This is a genomic window from Verrucomicrobiota bacterium, from assembly GCA_016871495.1.
Lineage (GTDB): Bacteria > Verrucomicrobiota > Verrucomicrobiia > Limisphaerales > VHDF01 > VHDF01.
The window spans coordinates 24,157-42,659 of record VHDF01000029.1 but is presented as its reverse complement, the minus strand read 5'-3'; the positions used below and the strand labels follow the sequence as shown (position 1 = coordinate 42,659).

Genomic DNA, 18,503 nt, shown 5'->3' with positions numbered 1-18,503 from the left:
GCAAGATGGGCCGCTGAAGCCGGTCATGAATCCAGTTCCATTCAACATGAATCAAAAAGTCGTAACGCGGACGAGCCCGCTGCGCAGGCGTCAATTCTTTCAACGGTCCGGTCTGGTCGCCTTGGCCTTCACGGGCCTGCGCAGTTTTCTCGATTCCGCCCACGCGGAAACCGCGAAGCCGGCCCTGGAATCCGATTTTCACGGCACCCTGGATCTGCCGCCCGGGTTCAACTATGTGGTCTTCTCGGAGACGGGAGAAAAAATGGATGATGGACTGCTCGTGCCGGGAAAGCATGACGGCATGGGCGCATTTCCCGGCCCGAACGGGAAGACGATCCTGATCCGCAATCACGAGATGGAGGCGGGTGCCACCGAAGGGAGCCCTTTCGGCAACAAGCGGGGGTTGATGAGAAAAGTGCCGCGGGCCAAAATGTATGACGCGGGAAAAGGCAAGAAACCCGGACTGGGGGGCACGACGACCTTGGTCTTCGACACTCGAACGCAGACGTTGGAGAAGCATTTTCTGAGTCTGGCGGGCACCTATCGCAACTGCGCGGGAGGAGTGACACCCTGGGGCACCTGGGTGACCTGCGAGGAGGATGTGAGCCGTCCGAACGAGGGCGGCCAGACTCCGGATGAGGAAATGGAACAAATGCACGGCTACAATTTCGAAGTCGCGCCTTCGGTCGAGATCGGTCTAGCCGATCCGATCCCGCTTCGGGGGATGGGCCGTTTCCGTCACGAAGCCATCGCGGTTGATCCCAATTCCGGAGCGGTTTACCAGACCGAGGACTGCAGCGACGGCTTGTTTTATCGATTCCTCCCCGAACAGCCGGGGCAGTTGGCGGGGAAGGGTCGTTTGCAAGCCCTCAAGGTGATCGATGCCAGCCGCATGGATACGCGCAACTGGCATGATCGCAAATGGGCGCCGCGCCAGACGTTGGAGGTGGAATGGGTGGACGTGGCCCATGTCGAGTCCGAGGATAACGATCTTCGTTACCACGGGTATTTCGAAAAAGGTGCGGCGCGCTTCGCCCGTGGAGAAGGCTGCTGGTATGGGAGGGATTCGATCTTCTTCGCCTGTACGAACGGCGGCCGAAAGAAGAAGGGACAAATCTGGCGGTACTTCCCCAGTACGGCGGAAGGCAAACCCGGAGAAGCGACGAAGCCGCCGCGACTCGAACTTTTCATTGAGCCGAATGACGGCAATTTGGTGGAGAACGCGGATAACCTGGCTGTGGCACCCTGGGGGGACCTCATTATTTGCGAGGATGGTTTGAGTCCACAGTGCGTGGTGGGCGTCACTCCCGAAGGCAAGACGTACCACTTGGCCAAGACAACACTGGGGGAGTTGGCGGGTGCTTGTTTTTCGCCGGACGGCACCACGCTTTTCGTGAACATCCAAACTCCAGGCCTCACCCTCGCCATCACGGGCCCTTGGGAACAGCTCCGAAGATCTTAGGGCAAGCTTTCGATTCCGGGTCGGGAACGGAGCGGTGCGTTCGTTGTTCTTCCTCGCAGCTATTGAAACGGGCTTCTTTTGAAATTAGTTTGGGTCGTCGTGTCCATTGAAGCCAACATCGCCCGCGTTCGGCAAGCCATGGATCAAGCCTGTCTTCGAGCCGGGCGCGACCCGGCTGGGGTTCGGCTGATCGCGGTGAGCAAGGGACATCCGCCCCAGGCGGTGGAGGAAGCTTTCCGAGCGGGAATCTCGTTGTTCGGCGAGAACAAGGTCCAGGAAGGCAGGGCCAAGATCCCGCTTTGTTCGAGCCGCATCACCTGGCACATGATCGGACACCTCCAAACCAACAAGGTTCGCGATGCGTTGGGCTTCTTCAGCGTCATTCAAAGCGTGGACAGCCTGCGGCTTGCGGAAGAGATCCATCGTCTCGCCGAGCGTCAGGCCAAGACCGCCAAGATCCTTCTCGAAGTCAACGTGGCGGGGGAAGGGAGCAAGTTTGGTTATCGTCCGGCGCAGCTCGTCGAAGAGATCCGGGGAGTGTCGGCGCTGAAGCGACTGGAAATCCACGGGCTCATGACGATCGCGCCCTGGTCCACCGATTCGGAGCGGGTGCGTCCTTTTTTCCGATCGCTCCGCGAGCTCCGATCTCGTTGCGAGGATCTCCTGGGTTATCCGATTCCGGAACTGAGCATGGGCATGAGCGGTGATTTCGGTGTGGCCATCGAGGAAGGAGCGACGATGGTGCGAATCGGCACGGCTATTTTCGGAGCCCGTCCCAGGCGGTTGGATCGAGAAGAGCAGGCCTGACCGTGAGGCATTCTCCACCAAGCGGACTTCTGAGCGTGGTCGTCCAACGCTGGCGCCGGTTCTTGCCATGGTTAGCGATGGGCTTCGGACTTCTGGCCTCCCTGCATCATGGGATGGCCGCGGACGAACGTCCGTCCACTTCCGAGGATGCTGCTTTGCGACGGCTCTTGGCTCGCGAATGGGATTACCGCCTGCGGCAGAACCCCACCTTCTCTTCGACGTTGGGGGATCGGAGATGGAATCGAGCGTGGGAAGATTTGAGCCTTCAGGCATTTGGAGCGCGTTCGAATCATTATCGATGGACACTGAAGAAACTCGACCGCATCGATCCGTCCAAGCTCAGTCCGGCGGATAAGCTGAATTGGGGTTTGTTTCGCCGCGAAATGGCCTTGGAGATCGAGGAGCTGGGTGCGCGCTGGTACCTGCTTCCCATGAATCAACGGGAAGGTCATCAAACCGCTCATCTGCTGGCGGACGATCTTCGCTTCCAAAGCATCCGTGATTATCTTGATTGGAATGCCCGTTTGCGTGGCGTCGGTCGAAGCGTCGATCAGGCCATCGCCCTCATGCGCGAGGGGATTCGAACGCGTCGTGTCCACGCCCGTGTCATCGCGGAACGGATCGTGCCTCAAATCGCCAAGCAAATCGTGGATGACCCTGAGGAAAGCCTCTTTCTCAAGCCCTATGCCGTGGCGAAGGAGACGGGGGTGAATCTCGATCTCTCCAAAGCGCGGCGCGAGGCCGTGATGGCCATTCGCGAGGTCGTCATCCCGGCCTACCAGCGCTTGGAGCAGTTCTTTCAACAGGAATATCTGCCGGCTTGCTTCGAGAAAGAGGGGATCTGGCAGATGCCGGACGGGGCGGAACTCTACGCCTTCCTGGCCCGAAAGTTCACGACCACCCGTTTGACCCCGGACCAGATTCATGACTTGGGACTCTCCGAGGTGAGCCGAGTCCGGGAGGAAATGGAGAAGATCCGTCATCGCGTGCAGTTCCGGGGTTCTCTTCGGGAGTTTTTCGTGCATCTACGCACGGATCCTCAATTCGCCTACCGCAGTCCGGGCCAGTTGCTGGCCGCGTACAAGGCCGCGGCCAAGCGGGTCGATCCCCTGTTGAATCGAGTGTTCCGCACGTTGCCGCGCATTCCTTACGGGGTGGAGCCGATTCCGGACGGGATTGCTCCCCACACGACCACGGCTTATTACCGGCCTCCGGCTGCGGACGGAACTCGTCCGGGTTTTTATTCCGTGAATCTGTATCGTCCGGAGACTCGATTTCGTCATGAGATCATGGCGTTGACCTTGCATGAAGCCGTTCCCGGTCATCACCTGCAAATCGCGCTTTCGATGGAACAGGGGAATCTGCCCCATTTCCGCCGTTACGGCGGCTACACGGTCTTTGTCGAGGGCTGGGCGCTCTATGCCGAATCTCTCGGCGACGAGTTGGGGCTCTACGAGGATCCCTATGATAAAATGGGCCAGCTCACCTACGAGATGTGGAGGGCGGTGCGATTGGTGGTCGATACCGGAATCCATGCGAAACGCTGGAGCCGAAAGCAAGCGATCGATTTCTTTACGGAACACGCGCCCAAGAGCGAGTTGGACATCGCGAACGAGATCGACCGCTACATCGCCTGGCCCGGGCAGGCCCTCGCTTACAAGATCGGTGAGCTGAAGATCAAAGAACTGCGCGCCCTGGCCCAACGCGAGTTGGGTGTGCGATTCGATCTGCGTGCTTTCCACGACGCGGTGCTGCTGGCCGGGGCTTTGCCCCTCGACCTGCTCGAAACGCGCGTCCTCGAATGGATCCGAACGCAGTGACTTCCTGCCCCTCGGTCTTCTTCTTCTAAACATCCGGTTTTACGGTCTTTCGATGCCCATGCCCTGATCGTGCATCCCGAAGCTGTTTGTCGTGTGGCGCAGGCTGCCCAGCCTGCCGTATCGCTGACGGCCCGTCGGCCCGGCGGGTGAAGAACGAGGCCCTTCCATGATCTCCACGCGCCGGGTTCCCTTCGCCGCCCCGCAGGCTGGGCAGCCTGCGACACAGCAGACAGGGCTGTCTGCGTGACCACGACAACCCGGTCACCGACATCCTCTGGATGCACCGATGCCCTAATCGACCTGATGGCGTGGCTCGACAAGAAAGCTCGAAAAGAGTTCCTTCGGCATTATCATGTCCGCGTCCACTGTCAGGGACAGCGCCCAGCCTCCGGGCGGGCCCCAAGCGCCGCCTTCGATTCCAGATCATGTGTTGCTGCACCTACTCGCCCAAGGCGCCTATGGTGAAGTGTGGCTGGCGCGTAATTCGCTGGGAACGCTGCGCGCGGTGAAGATCGTCCGGCGGATGACGTTTGAGGATGAGCGTCCTTACGAGCGCGAATTCGCGGGCATTCGCCGGTTCGAACCGATTTCGCGCTTGCACGAGGGCTTTGTCGATTTGCTCCAGGTTGGCCGCAATGACGCCGAGGGCTGGTTCTATTACGTGATGGAACTCGCGGATGCGGCTGTTTCCGGTCCGGACTTCGGCACTCAATCGTTGGGCGGCAACAGTTCCACATGGGCTTCGAATGCCCGGCCTTCGCCCCCCCCGATGGCGAAGCTCCAAACGTATTCTCCCCGAACGCTGGCCAGCGAGGTGAAGGCTCGGGGAGCGCTGCCGCTGGAGGAGTCCATTGGCATTGGACGGGCACTGGCGTTGGCGCTGGCCGAGTTGCACCGGCATGGGCTCGTGCATCGTGACATTAAGCCCTCAAACATCATTTTTGTGGATGGAGCGCCCAAGTTGGTGGATGTGGGGTTGGTGTCCGCCGCGAGCGAAGCGCGCTCGTTTGTCGGCACGGAGGGGTTTATTCCACCCGAAGGCCCGGGGACGGTGAGGGCGGATCTCTACAGTCTGGGGATCGTGCTTTATGTGATGAGCACGGGGCTCACTCATCGGGACTTCCCGGTCCCGCCGGGTGGATTGGCCACGCGTCCTGATCGCGAGCGCTGGCTGGAGCTCCAAGCTGTCATCCACCGGGCTTGCCAGGCGGATCCGAAGCGGAGGTATGGGGGCGCCGGGGCCATGGTGGCTGATCTCGATCGACTGTCGGAGGGTGGTTCTGTTCGCAAGCGGCGGGCTTGGGAGCGGCGTGGCCGGATTGCGCTCATTTTGCTGGCATGCTCGGCGATCGTTGTCCTGGCCCGCATGGCGATGACTGGACGTATTCCATCGGCTTCGGATCGACCCGTTGCGCCGGTCGCTTCCTTGTCGCCCGTGGCCGAAGTATTTGAGACCTCTGGCGCTTCGAGCGACGAAGGATTCCACCGATACCTGCAGGCCAAAGAAGCCATGCGGCTTCAATCGACGAATGGCTACGTGCCTGCCATAGCCCAACTCGAGATCGTGGTGAATCTTGATCCCGGCTTCGCCCGCGCGTGGCTGCAACTCGCGAATGCCCGTTACGGGCTTGGTGGCTTCTGTTTTCTCCCGCCCAAGGTTTGCAAGCCGCAAGCCCGCGAGGCAGCGCTCAAGGCGTTGAGCCTGGATGGCAGGCTGGTCGATGCGATCGTCCTGCTGGGCCGTTTGAAGATGGAATATGAACGGGATTGGGAGGGAGCGGAGCGCGATTTCCGCCGCGCAGTCGAACTCGATCCCCGCCATCCCGAAGCGCGATCATGGCTGGCGACCTGGCTTTCCTTGGTGGGTCGACACGACGAGGCCGTGAGAGAACTCCAGAACGCGAGACAGGCCGCACCGGACCTTCCATGGCTGGCGAGAAAACAGGGAGTTGTTCTCGTTTGCGCCGGACGATCGAAGGAAGCTGAAGAACTGTTGCGCGAGTCCATCCGGCGCGACTCTGGTGATGGCGTTGCGTTGTTCGAATTGTCCAAACTTCTATGGGCGATAGGACGGCTCGATGAATCCATGAGCGCTGAGACTGCAGGCTCCTTGAAGGTCCACGGCATCGCCACCATCAATCAGGCGGCGCACGAGGCTTACCGTCGCGACGGTCTCCCGGCCTTCGCGAAGGTTTTCCTCGATTTCGCCGATCGCCGCCAACGCATGCTTCTACCCCATGGCTGGCTGTCCCCGGTCATCTGGGCGGATGCCTACAGGCACGCGGGCAACCTCGATCAGGCCTTCCATCACCTTGAGCGCGCATGCGAGGAGCGTGACGAGGCGATCCTGGATGTGGTGGTGCATCCTTACTGGCGGACGCTTTGGAATGATAAGCGATTTGACGAGATCCTCAGCAGAACGGGATTGGACCGCTATTTGCCGCAGCGGATGCATCGTCCTAACCCGCCCCTTTCACACTCGACTGGGTTTGGAAACGTTCCCCATTGAGTTTCAGCCATGCGGGTGAGATCGAACCGCGCCCCCGGTTCAACCAACGGATGCATTTCCCATGCTCCACCCCGTAGGAAGGAGTTCTTCCTCCAACCACTCCTCGTGCGTGCGCTCTCGTGCAACAAATGCCCACCCAATTCATGAACAGCACACTAGCCTGATCGATTGAGTTGGGCGCCCGGCTACTGCAATTGGGCGCGGTAAAACCTGTGTGAACTGACTTGGGCTCGGGTGTCTTCGATGAGGGCTGGACCTGTTCCAGCGACGACCGAGGTGACGCGGCTCCAGGTCTGGAGATCGTGGGAAGCTTCCAGGTGATAAGTGTGGCCTGACGCGCCGGTGAGGGTGAGTTGAATGGCCCCTCGAACCCAGCTCGCTTGGAGCCGGGGCGACAAGTCCGGCTCGGTGAGAGTGAGGATTTGCCTGGCGGGAACGTTGCTTAATTCAGTGACTTGGCCGCTGGGCCATTCGACTCGAAGGATCTCAGCCTGCGTGGCATCGCCGAGACCGAAATGGGCGCGGAGGTCGCTGCCGGCACTCGGACCGCTCGTGCTCGTGATGTCCCGCCGCTGCCAAAATGATTGTCCTTTGATCGTCGCTTTCAGGCGCACTTTGGCGCCGATGGCCGCGCGATTGGACCGTGTGCCGATGAGTTTCAGGGTCAGCCAGGCATGGGGGTTGCCGCTGTTCCGGTAGAGGGCCGATCCCCCTTTGCCCACGGCCAGATCCAGGAAGCCGTCATTGTCGAAGTCACCCCACGCGGCCGTCGGGCAAATGCCGCGATCGTTGCGGTGCAGTCGCATGGGATTTCCTGTGACCAGGAGGTCGAGGTCACCATCGTTGTCAAAATCGGCGAAGGCCGCGCCCTGGATGCGGTCCCCGAGTAGCGCGTCGTCGCTGATTTGAAATTTTCCCGCCCCGAGATTCTCATAAAGGTTACTGTTTCGCGGGGCGTAAACGAGCAAGTCCAAATCGCCATCGTCGTCATAGTTTGCCCAAGTGCCACCATTCGTGTTGCCGGAAATCTCGGTGACAGGCGAATCCGTGATTTTGGCGAAGCCGCCCTGGCCAATGTTGCGGTACAGGGCATTGGGATTGTTTCCAGAATGAGCGACAAAGAGGTCCACGTTCCCGTCGTTGTCGAAATCGCCCCAGGCGGCACCGGTGGTGGGGGTTGGGGCGAGGTGCATCGGCAGATTGGCCACGGCGGCGAATGCCCCGGCCCCGCGGTTGCGAAACAAGCGGTCCTGGAGGCCTCCCGCGAAGCCGAGCCCGGTGGTTCGGTAAACATCAAGCAGGCCGTCATTGTCGAAATCCGCCCAGATCGAGATGGAATTTTCCCCGGGCGAGCCTGCTTGCAACGGATGGGAGGCGCTGGCGCGTTTGAAGGTTCCTTGGCCGAGATTCTCCAGCACGTGATGCTGGCCGAACTCGGTGACCAGAAGATCGAGATCTCCGTCGCCATCGGTGTCGGCCCAAGTCACCGCATAGACGAGTTTATCGGCGAGCCGTTCCGGGTTGAGTTTGATGAAAGTAGGGTCGACTTCGAGCCGGGCTGGCTCGCTCACGATGGTTCCTTGCGGATTCGTGACCAAGGCAGTGTAATCTCCGTCATGGGCGAGGGAGACGTTGGTGAGGGTCAGGGAGGCGTTTGTCGCCCCGGGCAGTGGACGATCATTGAGCCGCCATTGGAAGCGGAGGGGTTCCTCGCCACTGGCCCGGACGCTGAGCACCACCCTCACACCCAGGCTGACCGAGGCTCCTGCCGGGTGACGAGTGATGACGGGTGGGTCTTGAGCGGTGATCGAGATGGCGAGGAAAAGGGTCAGTGCCATGGCAGCCCGGAAATAGGTCGAGGCACGTCGAAAAGAATCTTGATGGAAATGGCAGAATTCGAATTGGCCGCCAGATGAGCGAGGAGAATTTCCGGGCCTGGAGGACTGGGCGCAAGGTGTGGTTTGCATCACCGATCAACCGCGGGTCGAGCCGCGGATCTTGCAGAAATCCACATCTTGAAAGAATCGACCATGATCAGCCGGTTGATGGACGAGGGCTTGCGTTTTCAGGCCATTACGAGCCTTCTTGGGCTGCACAGGCCGCCGTTGCGGCATGCGGCGAACCGCCTCGTTCCATGCTCAACCTCGGCGAACTTGGTTCAAACACGGACGAACTCGCTTGTTCCTGTGCCCCATCCATGAAAAGTGAAGAGCCTCTCCCCACTCGGGCGAGTTTGTTGCAACGTCTGAAGGACGCCGGTGATCACGCCAGTTGGGAGGAGTTCCATCGCACCTATCGCGGGCTTCTGGTGGGCGTGGCACGCCGTGCGGGCTTGGATGAAGGTGAAGCGGAGGAGGCGGTCCAGGACACCCTCATTGGGGTGGCGCGGAAATTGCCGGATTTCCAATACGATTCCCGACGGGATTCTTTCAAAGGGTGGCTCTTGCAACTCTTGCGGTGGAAGGTCGCCGACCAATTTCGGCGGCGTTCGAGGCAAGCGGGGGCGGCGTCCACGGCGGAATCCCCGAGTGTCGCTGAACGTCTTGCCGTGGTCGAAGGCTTGGAATCCGAGCCCGTCCATGCGCGCTTGGAGTTGTCGGATCCGCAGCAGGAATTTGAGGCGATCTGGGATGCCGAGTGGCATCGGCACCGGTTGGAGCAGGCGCTGACGCGGGTCAAACGCCAAGCCCGTCCTGAACACTACGCGATATACCACTTGCACGTGGTGGAAGAACGACCTGTGGAGGAAGTTCGGAGAATCCTCGGAGTCAGTGCGGCGGCGGTGTATCTGGCCAAACACCGGGTTGGCAACTTGTTTCGCAAGGTCCATGCGGAACTCAAGGGTTTGGAGTGAAGCTTGTGCCCGAAGTTGACGGGGCGCTCACCTGAACCCTCTGCAAAGTCCGCAATCGGAAACGGAACGGTGTCCCGGCCAAGTCCTGGGCAGGAAAACATGCTTCCCGAAAGTCTCCGAAAATCCGGTCCAGTGTCGAAGGTTCGGCCAGCGAGGTGAAGCGTCCGGGAACTTGAACGCTTCTACTTCCATCGCGCAATCAGTTCCGCCCGACGGGTCACGCGGAGCTTCTCGAAGACTGCGTGCAGTTGATTCCGCACCGTGGCCGCGCTCTTGCCGAGCGCCGTAGCGATTTCGCGGTTGCTTCGTCCCGCGCAGACCAAGTCCACCACCTCGCGCTCGCGGGGTGTCAGTTTGTGCGTCATCGCCGACGACTCCATCGCGGGATCGTCGCGCCGGGTGGAGGCCAAGGCCCGTCGGCTGGAAGGGTTCATCATCACCCTATTCTATGGATTTTTTGGCCAGCGATTTCAGAAAATCAGGTTGTGTTGCAAAAAATGTGGGTGCGAACGCCAGCCTCAGCTTCGGTCAAGGCGCCTTTCCTGAATTTGGAACAGATGTTCCATGGGCACTTGGGTCGTTCTTCTGATAAAGAACCCGGCGGAAATTCCTGAACTGATGCGCTCGCCAACCTCAAAGGTTCCGTCTTATTCGTTCTGGCGGGTCCGGAATCGCTCGAAGAGTCAGGCCGAGGAGCGAGAGAAAGATTTTGAAGATTCTTGGTAACCACTGTCGGGAAAATCCATAGAACAGAGTGAGACCTGATCTCTCTCGCCCGTCAGGAGTCAAGGCGCAGGATGCTCCGTGTGGAGCAGGCTTGTTTGAAAAGGGAAGGACGCTGGAGCCGTTTTTCAGGCAGCGTTTGGGTAAGCCACGATGGATGAGTGGAGAGTTGGTCGAAAGAATCATGAAAGCATTACAAACCAAACTGCTACTGAGCGCTTCGCTCATGCTGGTCATCCATCCGATCCACTTGTCTGCGGCGGTCATCAACGGTCCGTTCGTTCCCGGCAGTGGGGATTGGACGTTGCTGCCCAACGGCGATTTTGAGCTGGGAAACACCGATCACTTCCACATTCAGCAAGGTGGGCCAGGCATTGATAACTCGATCTCGGTGGATGGTATCGCCCCCTTTGCAGGCAGCTATTCTGGTGTTCTGAGCTTTAATGGCGGTCAAGCTTACTGGGCGTTTGCGATTTCTGGTGCTGCGAAGACGCTTCCGTTGGGAGGAAATTATGTTCTCAGCGGTTTTGTTCGAGCTGCGGTCAGCGATTCCCGGAACACCGGGCGCATGGATCGTTTCGGCGATGTCGGTTCTGAATCCTACTTCGATACGGGCAATAAGGAATGGCAGTTTGTCTATGAGGAATTCACCAACGATGCCGGGTTCTGGTATCCTCGCTTTGTTTACAGCTCACTTTCGCTCATTCATCCCATGACGGTCGGTGACAAGCTCTATATTGACGAGTTCGCCCTCACGCCGGCGCATCTGTTTAAGGCCCCCACCGTAAGAGCGACAGGGGTGCCCGACGGAGGTGGTAGCGCCCTTTTGACAGCGTCCGGCCTGGCCGCGCTCGCGCTGCATCGGCATCGGCGGAAATAGGGTTTCATCTTCGCCTGGGTGGAGGCTTGCCCGCCAAGCCTCCACCTCCATGCGAAACGAAAATGCGAAGGCATTCGAACTCTTGACCGGAGCCCAATCCGGCCAACTTCTCAAACGGCTTGAGACGTTGCCCCTTCAGAGCCGCCTTCCAGTTCTCGATGAATCGCGGGGCTTTTGTCTTTCGCCCTCCTGGCTGGCCGTCCTCCAATTCCACCGAATACAGCGAAGAACCCGTTGAGGTGGATCCACAGGGTGATCCCTCGAAACTTGAGAAAGGCCTTTACCGCCAAGTCCTGCGAGAGATCGACACGGATCAATGGCCGTTTCCAGCAAATGAACTCCGCCGGGCCGGAGTGCGGAACGGGAAGTAAATTCAGCATCAAGTTAGTCGGGAGGCTTATGTGCAAAACGCGAGGACCTCGACAAAATGTCATCAAACATAGTGCCAGGTTGGGGGACCCAGCTTCCACGCGTTGGGAGTTCTGATGGCGGGCGCGTGCCCTGACGAGGCGCCGATTCATGACGCTGCGTATCACCTCTGGCGCGCGGTGGAGCGATCGAGATACCCTCCGCGTCTCCGCGCCTCTGCGTGAAACCGTGCGAAATAGAGTGAACCTTTCGTCGCTGAACGGTGACTGATCCTCAAGCGGCCGCCCTGTGCGGCGACGTGAACGCCGCGCAGGATCTCGTGCAGGAAACGTTGATCGAGGCATGGCGGGGCTTGCCGCGTTTTCGCGGCGGCTGCAAGTTTTTCACTTGGCTTTGCAGCATGATGATCCACCGCCATCTCAAGGGTTGCTCTGCTTGTCAGAGTTATTTCAAGGAAATGTCGGCGCTGGCAATCTGTCACCAGGAAGCAGCCCGCGCTTTGCCGGCTGTGGAGATCTGGCCGCGGGTTTATTCCCGGGTCACGGCAGCCGTCCGCCGCCGCCCACGTTACTGGCCTGGGGAAGTGCTGGCCGTGCTTGGCCGGCGCTGGGTGCCAGTCGCTGCGGCGGCATCCATCGGCCTGTTGCTCGCGGGCGGCGGCCTGTGGTCTTTCCGACGCCCTCGGCCAGCGCCAAAATCCCTCGCCGCAGGACCTATCTCAATTTTCAGACACGCTCTAAGCTAAAATGGGCCGGACCAGACTGCCGTGAATATCGGTCAAACGGTAGTCGCGACCCTGATGGCGGAAGGTGAGGCGTTCATGGTTCAAACCGAGGCAGTGCAGGATCGTGGTGTTCAGGTCGTGCAAATGCACAGGATCGGCCGCGATATTGTAGGAGAATTCGTCCGTTTCCCCGAAGGTCATGCCGCCTCGGATCCCGCCTCCAGCCATCCAGATGGAAAAACACCGGGGATGATGATCCCGTCCAAAGTTGGTCTCCGTCAACTCGCCCTGGCTGAAAACGGTGCGGCCAAACTCGCCCGCCCAAACCACCAGGGTATCCTCCAGCATGCCTCGTTGCTTGAGATCCTGAATCAAGGCTGCCGAAGGTTGATCCACATCCCGCGCCTGATGCCGGATTCCGGCCGGGAGATCGGCGTGTTGATCCCATCCGCGATGATAAAGCTGGATGAAACGCACGCCGCGCTCGGCCAGCCTGCGGGCGAGCAAACAGTTCGCGGCAAAGGTTCCGGGTGTGGAGGCGTCCGGACCGTAGAGGTCCAACGTGGACTTGGATTCTTTGGAAAGATCCGCCAATTCGGGAACAGAAGCCTGCATGCGGTAGGCCAGTTCGTATTGCGAGATGCGGGTCTGGATCTCCGGATCCTGGTAATCGTCGAATTTTCTCCGGTTCAAATCCCCCAGATCGTCCAGGATCATCCGCCTGCGCTCCGGGTTGATCCCGGGCGGATTCGAGAGGAAAAGGACCGGGTCTTTTCCCGGACTGAAGCGGACGCCCTGGTGCTGCGAAGGAAGAAAGCCCGCCCCCCACATGCGCTCGTGGAGCGGCTGAGCGTTGGTGGGGCCACTGGGTCGGGAGATCATCACCACGAAAGCGGGGAGGTTTGAATTATCGCTTCCCAATCCATAAGAGAGCCAGCCTCCGAGCGAGGGGCGTCCCGCCTGTGGATGGCCCGTCTGGAGGAAGGTCATCGCCGGATCATGATTGATCGCCTCGGTGTGAAGCGATCGGATCAGGCAGATCTCGTTGGAGACGCGTCCGATGTGGGGCAGCAACTCGCTGAGCCACATGCCGCTCTGGCCGTGCTGATGAAAGGCGAACGTGGAGGGAGCGATCGGAAACGTTTTCTGGCCGCTGGTCATGCCGGTCAAGCGCTGGCTTCCGCGGATGGAGGCCGGCAGATCCTGTTTGAAGCGCTGCTTCAATCCAGGTTTGTAATCAAACAGGTCGACCTGGGATGGCGCCCCCGCCTGCGCCAGATAGATGACTCGCCTGGCTTTCGGCGCGAAATGCGGGCCGGCGGAGCGGATTGCCGGCGAGGCGGCGACCCGCACCGGCGGATTCAAGAGCGACGCCAGCGCGGCGATTCCAATGCCCGAGGTCATCCGCCCGAGAAACTGCCGGCGGGTGTTCGACAAACCGGTCTGGAAAGGATCTGGAGTCATGGGCTTTTACCGGAACATCACTCGGGCCTGGGGACGCGCGTGGTCATTGTTTCGTGATCGTTTCGTCGAGGTTGAGCAGGGTGCAGGCCATGGTCGTGTAGGCCGCGAGATTGATCGTTCCAAGGGAGAGGTCAGGTTTCGATTCTCCGACTGAAACCAACTGCAGGGCGGCATCCGGATCGGCCTCAAAACTCCGACGCATGCGACTCAGTCCGCGAAGCAGCACCTCCACTTCCCTCTGGCTGGCTTCACGAGCCAACACCGTCCGGACCGCCCGGCGGATCCGCGTTTCCGAAAGCAAACCCTCGCCGCGCAGGATTCGTTCTGCGAGGAGACGCGCGGACTCGACGTAGGTGGGGTCGTTCATCAAATTCAACGCTTGGAGCGGAGTGGACGTACGCGGTCGCTTCACCGTGCAGGTTTCTCGAAAAGGACGGTCGAAGAGCAAAAGGGCGGGATTGGGGACCGACCGTTTCCAATAGGTGTATAACGTCCTCCGGTAGAGCGATCGGCCATGATCCTGCACATAGGTCGAGGCCGATGAGCCAGAAACCACCTGCTCATAGAGTCCGGGTGGATGATAGGGTTTGACCGGCGGCCCGCCGAGTTGATCCACCATCCATCCGCCAAAAACCAGGGCCTGATCCCGGATGACCTCGGCTGACAAACGATGCCTCGGTCCGCGTCCCAGCCAGCGATTTTCGGGATCTGCCGCGAGAAGTTCAGGCCGCACCCGGGAATCCTGCCGGTAGGTGGCACTTGTCACGAGCAGACGGACAAGCCGTTTCATGTCCCAACCGGTCCGGACGAATTCGACCGCCAGCCAATCGAGCAGATCGGGATGGCTTGGCGCCTCGCCCTGCACGCCAAAATCTTCCGGTGTCCGCACCAATCCGGTGCCGAAGATCGACTGCCAGATTCGGTTGACCGTCACTCTGGCGGTCAGGGGATGGGCTGGATCCACCAACCATCGGGCGAGGCCGAGTCGGTTTCGCGGGAACTCCGGAGGCATCCCGGGAAGACTGGCCGGGGGGGCCGGTTTGACCGATTCCAGCTTTTGATCATACGCACCCCGTTTCAAAACGAAGGTTTCCCGTGGTTTCTCCAATTCGGACATCACCAGCGTCACCGGGATGGTGTGGTCGGTGTCGGCCACTTGCTTGCGGAGTTGGCCTGCCTGGTCTTTGCGTCGAACATGTTCGGTCGATTGAGCCAGCCGGAATTCGTCAAGCTCCTTGCGTTCCTCCGCGCTTCTTTTTTCTCCGGGCTTTTGCAAAAGGGACGCCACCGTCGGCGTGAGAAGCAACTCGAGCGGGGTGTCGGTGGACTTGAGCCGCATGCGCCACGCATGTCCCGGGAGCCGGTTCGAAAACACCAGTTCCACCCTCAGTTTTGATTCCGTCGAGCAGGTGACCGTTGCCAGCGCGTCCCAGGTTCCAGTCCGTCGGCTTCCATCACTGAGATGGAGTTGCCACGCCGAGTTTGTATTTTGATCCACCGCCCGAGCGGATTCTGCGGCCGGCGCAGAATTCGTGAATGCCCGACCCCGCAGGACAAGCTGATTCGTTCCCGGCCATTTCACTCGCAGCTCGTGAATCGAGAGCCGATTGGTCTCGGGCCCCGCACCCTCGGGATGGTTTTCGAAGTCGAGCTGGAATCCGGTCCATTGACCTGCTGGGATCGCCGCCTCCAGCTTCAACAGGTGAACGTTAGTTCCACCGGAACGGACCCGCACCGCACCGTCCTCCATTTGCGTTTCTGGGGCTTTGTCTGCTGGAAGCGCGAACTCCGCGCTCGTCCAATGGAGGGGGGTCCAAGAGGGTGAGGTGCTGACGGCTCGCTTTTCCCAGCTCGTGGGGTTCTCCAGCAGCCGGTCGGCCACTTGCTTCAATTCCTGTTCCGCCTGGCTGAGCTCAGCCTTGAGCCGCGCCAGTTTTTCGTCCTGCCCGGGCGTCGGAAGTTTGAGAAAGGGCGGAGTGCTGTGGCGGTAATGGGCGCCGTAGTCGCCCACGCCTTGTTCGGCCACATTGTGAAAAAAAGCATAGAGTCCGTAATAATCCTTTTGGGTCAACGGATCGTATTTATGATCGTGGCAACGGGCGCAATTGAACGTGAGCCCCAGCCAGACGGTGGCCGTGGTTTCAACCCGGTCCGCGCAATACTCGGCGAGGAATTCCTCCGGAATGATGCCCCCCTCCTCGTTGATCATGTGGTTGCGGTTGAATCCGGTCGCGACGCGTTGCGCAAACGTCGGTTTCTCCAGCAAGTCGCCGGCGAGTTGATCGCGGGTGAACTGGTCGAACGGCTGGTTCCGGTTGAAGGCATTCACCACCCAATCCCGCCACGCCCAAAGATCACGATCGCGATCGACCTGGTATCCGTTGCTGTCCGCATACCTCGCCACGTCCAGCCAGTCTTGCGCCATCCGCTCGCCGAACCGGGGTGAGTCCAGCAGACGGTCCACGAGCCTTTCATAAGCCAGGGGAGTGCGATCGGACAGGAACGCGCGCTGTTCGGATGGCGTGGGCGGCAGTCCAGTCAGGTCGAGGGTGACTCGCCGCAACAAAGTGGCCCGGTCGGCTTCGGCGGAGGCGGTCAGCTTCTGAGCCGCTAGACGATGTTTCACAAACGCATCCACTGGATTTCGAATGCCGATTCCGCTTGCGGGAATCGCCGGTTCGCGCGGTTTGACAAAGGCCCAGTGCGCTGGATATTCCGCCCCTTCGGCAATCCATCGGCGGAAGAGATCTTTTTGGGCTTCGGTCAGATCCTTGTGCAGTGTCCCGGGCGGCATGATCCGATCCGGATCGGTGGAGACCATGCGGCGCAGGATCTCGCTTTCGTCCGGATTCCCCGGAACGATCGGGCGAGCTCCGGACTTGGCGGGTTTGATCGCCTCTTCTCGGACATCCAGCCTCAATCCGGCCTTGCGTGCTGTGGCATCGAAGCCATGGCAGCGAAAGCAGGTGTCGGCCATGATGGGCCGGATGTCGCGGGTGAAATCAATCCGGGCCGTCCCTGCGCTCAGGGCCGGGAAGCTCCAAAGCACGAAAAGGCAGGCGGCGCGCTTTATGCCGGAATGAGACATCACGGATCAGGAATCCAATGCTTGTCATCGTAGAGACGCAGGAGGGTGCAAACAAGGTCAAAGCGGACCCGGGAATCTGCCGCGGTGCATCCGCAAGTTGTCAGGGCGCGCCGTTCACGGCGCTTCCGCTCGCGCCAATCGGCCGCGGCGATGTTCTCCCGCTCATGGATTGCCCTGGGTGAACGACTTCGCCCCTGGTAGCACCCTCGCTCGTTGACCTGCCATGCCCCGTTGCAGACACGCCGTGAGGCGGCGTCAAAGCCGCGCCCCGGCGCTGCCGTGCGCATCACCGAAAACCTGTGGATGCACTGGTGTCATCGTCCGGTCTTTCCGAGTGGTTTGCGGTGTTCATCCAGCACGTTGCAGAAATGCGCCAAGTCCTTGATTTGAAGGGCGCCGATTTTATCCAGGGCTTCGCGATACGCTGGCATTGCGCGTCCGCCCACCAGAATCGGGACTTCCATCGGCAAGCATTCTCGAAGTCGCATCATTTCGCCCTCCAGCCTTGGGTCGTCCTCGGGATAGACGAGGCTCAACGCCACCGCCCGGGCTTGGTTCTGGCGCGCCGCTCCCGCAATTTCTGCCGCAGGCAGGCTGGCTCCGAGATAGGTGACGTACCAGCCCAGATTGGCCGCCGCCGCGCTGACAATCAGCGCGCCCAATTCATGAAGCTGTCCGGCGGGGGTTGCCACAACCAAGGCCGGCGCGATCTCCAAGCCGGCGAATGGCCTTGCGGCGTGCCCGAGGAAAATTCGGATCACCGCGCTCGCGAAGTGTTCATGGGCAGCGGTGATGGTTCCGTCCCGCCACAGTTCGCCGATGGTTTGGGCGAGTGGCGCAATCACGCGTTGCAACAATCCTTGGGCGCCCAACTCCAACGCCCCGCGCTTGAGCGCGCCTTCCAGCGCGCGGGAGTCGAGATTCTCCACGGCGGCGATGCAGTCCTTGAGAATGGACGTCTTTCCCTCGGCGCCGCTGGTCGCTTGCCGAATTCGGCCTTCTTCTGTTTCGGCCTCGGCGGCGAGTGTGCGCAACTTCTCGGTCGGCAGTCCGGCCACAGGACCGATGTGATGGCCCGCACGCGTGACGTCGCGGAGCAGGCTGAGTCGCTCGATTTGCTCTTCCGAGTAGAGGCGGCGGTTTGTGCCTGTGCGTTCAGGCTTCACCGCCTGGTATCGCTTCTCCCAAATGCGAATGACGTGGGCGGTCAACCCCGTGCGCAGCGCGACCGCCTTGATTGCATGATGCGCTTCCGACATATATTGAGACAAAGCATAGACACACAAAAGCAGAGTTGCAAAAGAAAATATCGCAGATTGAGCGTATTGGGCGCCAACGTGCGATGGAGGTGGGGCATCGGTGCTTCAGTCTCTCGTCCAACTGTGCTCTGATTATTTTAGTCAAAAAGTTGACGTATGAATTGCTGCTCTGCCATTCAAGAAGAGGTTTTGGATGCTCACGCACTGGAAGGAGCCCGAAACCAAATCACGACCACCGAAAAGCCAGTCCCGCAGACCAGCGACGCGCAATCAACGGGATTCGAGATGACGGAGGCGGCGATGGCGGATTCGATGGTGAGATTGTTCAGGGCGACGATGAACCTTGACTTAAGACTGGACTTGTAAAATGTCCCGGTTTCCTCGAATCCAACATCCCGCTGCGATCGAGGATCCCAGAAATGATTTGCAACCCATTGAATCTATCTCGGAAGCATCTGGGGTTTGTCCCCCTGTTAACCTGTTGCTTATGGATCAATGCTTCCAGCAGCGAAGCCCGAACAGATCCACCGTTGCCTGGTCGAGT

General features: G+C 60.1%; 14 protein-coding genes. 9 read left to right on the top strand and 5 right to left on the bottom strand.

Going from position 1 to position 18,503, the window contains the following annotated elements:
* Positions 1 to 46: 46 nt before the first annotated feature.
* From FJ404_08635 to FJ404_08620, 4 genes are all read left to right on the top strand, one after another.
* Positions 47 to 1,462: a DUF839 domain-containing protein gene (locus FJ404_08635; GenBank protein ID MBM3822933.1), complete on the top strand. Its 1,416-nt coding sequence runs from the start codon at positions 47 to 49 to the stop codon at positions 1,460 to 1,462.
* A 99-nt stretch (positions 1,463 to 1,561) separates the two neighbouring features.
* Entirely contained in the window at positions 1,562 to 2,269 is a 708-nt protein-coding gene (locus tag FJ404_08630; GenBank protein MBM3822932.1) for a YggS family pyridoxal phosphate-dependent enzyme, read from the top strand.
* 113 nt (positions 2,270 to 2,382) lie between these two features.
* Entirely contained in the window at positions 2,383 to 4,089 is a 1,707-nt protein-coding gene (locus FJ404_08625; GenBank protein MBM3822931.1) for a DUF885 domain-containing protein, read from the top strand.
* Positions 4,090 to 4,441: 352 nt separating this feature from the next.
* On the top strand, positions 4,442 to 6,598 hold the full coding sequence (locus FJ404_08620) for a hypothetical protein (protein ID MBM3822930.1): 2,157 nt from the start codon (positions 4,442 to 4,444) through the stop codon (positions 6,596 to 6,598).
* A 185-nt stretch (positions 6,599 to 6,783) separates the two neighbouring features.
* Here the strand turns inward: FJ404_08620 and FJ404_08615 are convergent, their stop codons facing one another.
* The gene (locus FJ404_08615) at positions 6,784 to 8,565 is read right to left on the bottom strand and encodes a hypothetical protein (GenBank protein ID MBM3822929.1); all 1,782 of its coding nucleotides are present in this window, start codon (positions 8,563 to 8,565) and stop codon (positions 6,784 to 6,786) included.
* On the opposite strand from FJ404_08615, the gene FJ404_08610 reads away from it, so the two are divergent.
* Positions 8,511 to 9,452, top strand: a complete 942-nt coding sequence (locus tag FJ404_08610) for a sigma-70 family RNA polymerase sigma factor (protein MBM3822928.1) — start codon at positions 8,511 to 8,513, stop codon at positions 9,450 to 9,452. The two genes, FJ404_08615 and FJ404_08610, sit on opposite strands and share 55 nt — an antisense overlap.
* Positions 9,453 to 9,634: 182 nt before the next feature.
* On the opposite strand, the gene FJ404_08605 is transcribed toward FJ404_08610, so the two are convergent.
* Positions 9,635 to 9,889, bottom strand: a complete 255-nt coding sequence (locus FJ404_08605; protein ID MBM3822927.1) for a response regulator transcription factor — start codon at positions 9,887 to 9,889, stop codon at positions 9,635 to 9,637.
* 470 nt (positions 9,890 to 10,359) lie between these two features.
* Here FJ404_08605 and FJ404_08600 point away from each other — a divergent pair, with 470 nt between their 5' ends.
* The 3 genes from FJ404_08600 to FJ404_08590 all read left to right on the top strand — a co-directional run bounded on the left by FJ404_08600 (position 10,360) and on the right by FJ404_08590 (position 12,169).
* A complete protein-coding gene (locus FJ404_08600) occupies positions 10,360 to 11,055 on the top strand; it encodes a hypothetical protein (GenBank protein MBM3822926.1) in 696 nt (231 codons plus the stop codon).
* 158 nt (positions 11,056 to 11,213) lie between these two features.
* Entirely contained in the window at positions 11,214 to 11,426 is a 213-nt protein-coding gene (locus FJ404_08595; GenBank protein MBM3822925.1) for a hypothetical protein, read from the top strand.
* A 260-nt stretch (positions 11,427 to 11,686) separates the two neighbouring features.
* Complete coding sequence (locus tag FJ404_08590) at positions 11,687 to 12,169, top strand: hypothetical protein (GenBank protein MBM3822924.1); 483 nt, start codon at positions 11,687 to 11,689, stop codon at positions 12,167 to 12,169.
* Here the strand turns inward: FJ404_08590 and FJ404_08585 are convergent.
* The 3 genes from FJ404_08585 to FJ404_08575 all read right to left on the bottom strand — a co-directional run bounded on the left by FJ404_08585 (position 12,161) and on the right by FJ404_08575 (position 17,959).
* Positions 12,161 to 13,612 (bottom strand): DUF1501 domain-containing protein, encoded by a 1,452-nt coding sequence (locus FJ404_08585; GenBank protein ID MBM3822923.1) that lies wholly within the window; start codon positions 13,610 to 13,612, stop codon positions 12,161 to 12,163. The two genes, FJ404_08590 and FJ404_08585, sit on opposite strands and share 9 nt — an antisense overlap.
* A 43-nt stretch (positions 13,613 to 13,655) precedes the next feature.
* Positions 13,656 to 16,703: a DUF1553 domain-containing protein gene (locus tag FJ404_08580; protein MBM3822922.1), complete on the bottom strand. Its 3,048-nt coding sequence runs from the start codon at positions 16,701 to 16,703 to the stop codon at positions 13,656 to 13,658.
* Positions 16,704 to 17,014: 311 nt separating this feature from the next.
* Positions 17,015 to 17,959: a cobalamin B12-binding domain-containing protein gene (locus FJ404_08575; protein MBM3822921.1), complete on the bottom strand. Its 945-nt coding sequence runs from the start codon at positions 17,957 to 17,959 to the stop codon at positions 17,015 to 17,017.
* 156 nt (positions 17,960 to 18,115) lie between these two features.
* Here FJ404_08575 and FJ404_08570 point away from each other — a divergent pair, with 156 nt between their 5' ends.
* Positions 18,116 to 18,325 (top strand): hypothetical protein, encoded by a 210-nt coding sequence (locus FJ404_08570; protein MBM3822920.1) that lies wholly within the window; start codon positions 18,116 to 18,118, stop codon positions 18,323 to 18,325.
* Positions 18,326 to 18,503 lie beyond the last annotated feature (178 nt).

Excerpts from the sequence above, each read along its gene's own strand:
- FJ404_08600 (MBM3822926.1), top strand. The coding sequence starts at position 10,360 with ATGAAAGCATTACAAACCAAACTGCTACTGAGCGCTTCGCTCATGCTG.
- FJ404_08585 (MBM3822923.1), bottom strand. The coding sequence starts at position 13,612 with ATGACTCCAGATCCTTTCCAGACCGGTTTGTCGAACACCCGCCGGCAG.
- FJ404_08635 (MBM3822933.1), top strand. The coding sequence starts at position 47 with ATGAATCAAAAAGTCGTAACGCGGACGAGCCCGCTGCGCAGGCGTCAA.
- FJ404_08605 (MBM3822927.1), bottom strand. The coding sequence starts at position 9,889 with ATGATGAACCCTTCCAGCCGACGGGCCTTGGCCTCCACCCGGCGCGAC.
- FJ404_08595 (MBM3822925.1), top strand. The coding sequence starts at position 11,214 with ATGAATCGCGGGGCTTTTGTCTTTCGCCCTCCTGGCTGGCCGTCCTCC.
- FJ404_08620 (MBM3822930.1), top strand. The coding sequence starts at position 4,442 with ATGTCCGCGTCCACTGTCAGGGACAGCGCCCAGCCTCCGGGCGGGCCC.
- FJ404_08610 (MBM3822928.1), top strand. The coding sequence starts at position 8,511 with ATGAGCGAGGAGAATTTCCGGGCCTGGAGGACTGGGCGCAAGGTGTGG.
- FJ404_08625 (MBM3822931.1), top strand. The coding sequence starts at position 2,383 with ATGGCCGCGGACGAACGTCCGTCCACTTCCGAGGATGCTGCTTTGCGA.
- FJ404_08570 (MBM3822920.1), top strand. The coding sequence starts at position 18,116 with ATGAATTGCTGCTCTGCCATTCAAGAAGAGGTTTTGGATGCTCACGCA.
- FJ404_08575 (MBM3822921.1), bottom strand. The coding sequence starts at position 17,959 with ATGTCGGAAGCGCATCATGCAATCAAGGCGGTCGCGCTGCGCACGGGG.
- FJ404_08615 (MBM3822929.1), bottom strand. The coding sequence starts at position 8,565 with ATGCAAACCACACCTTGCGCCCAGTCCTCCAGGCCCGGAAATTCTCCT.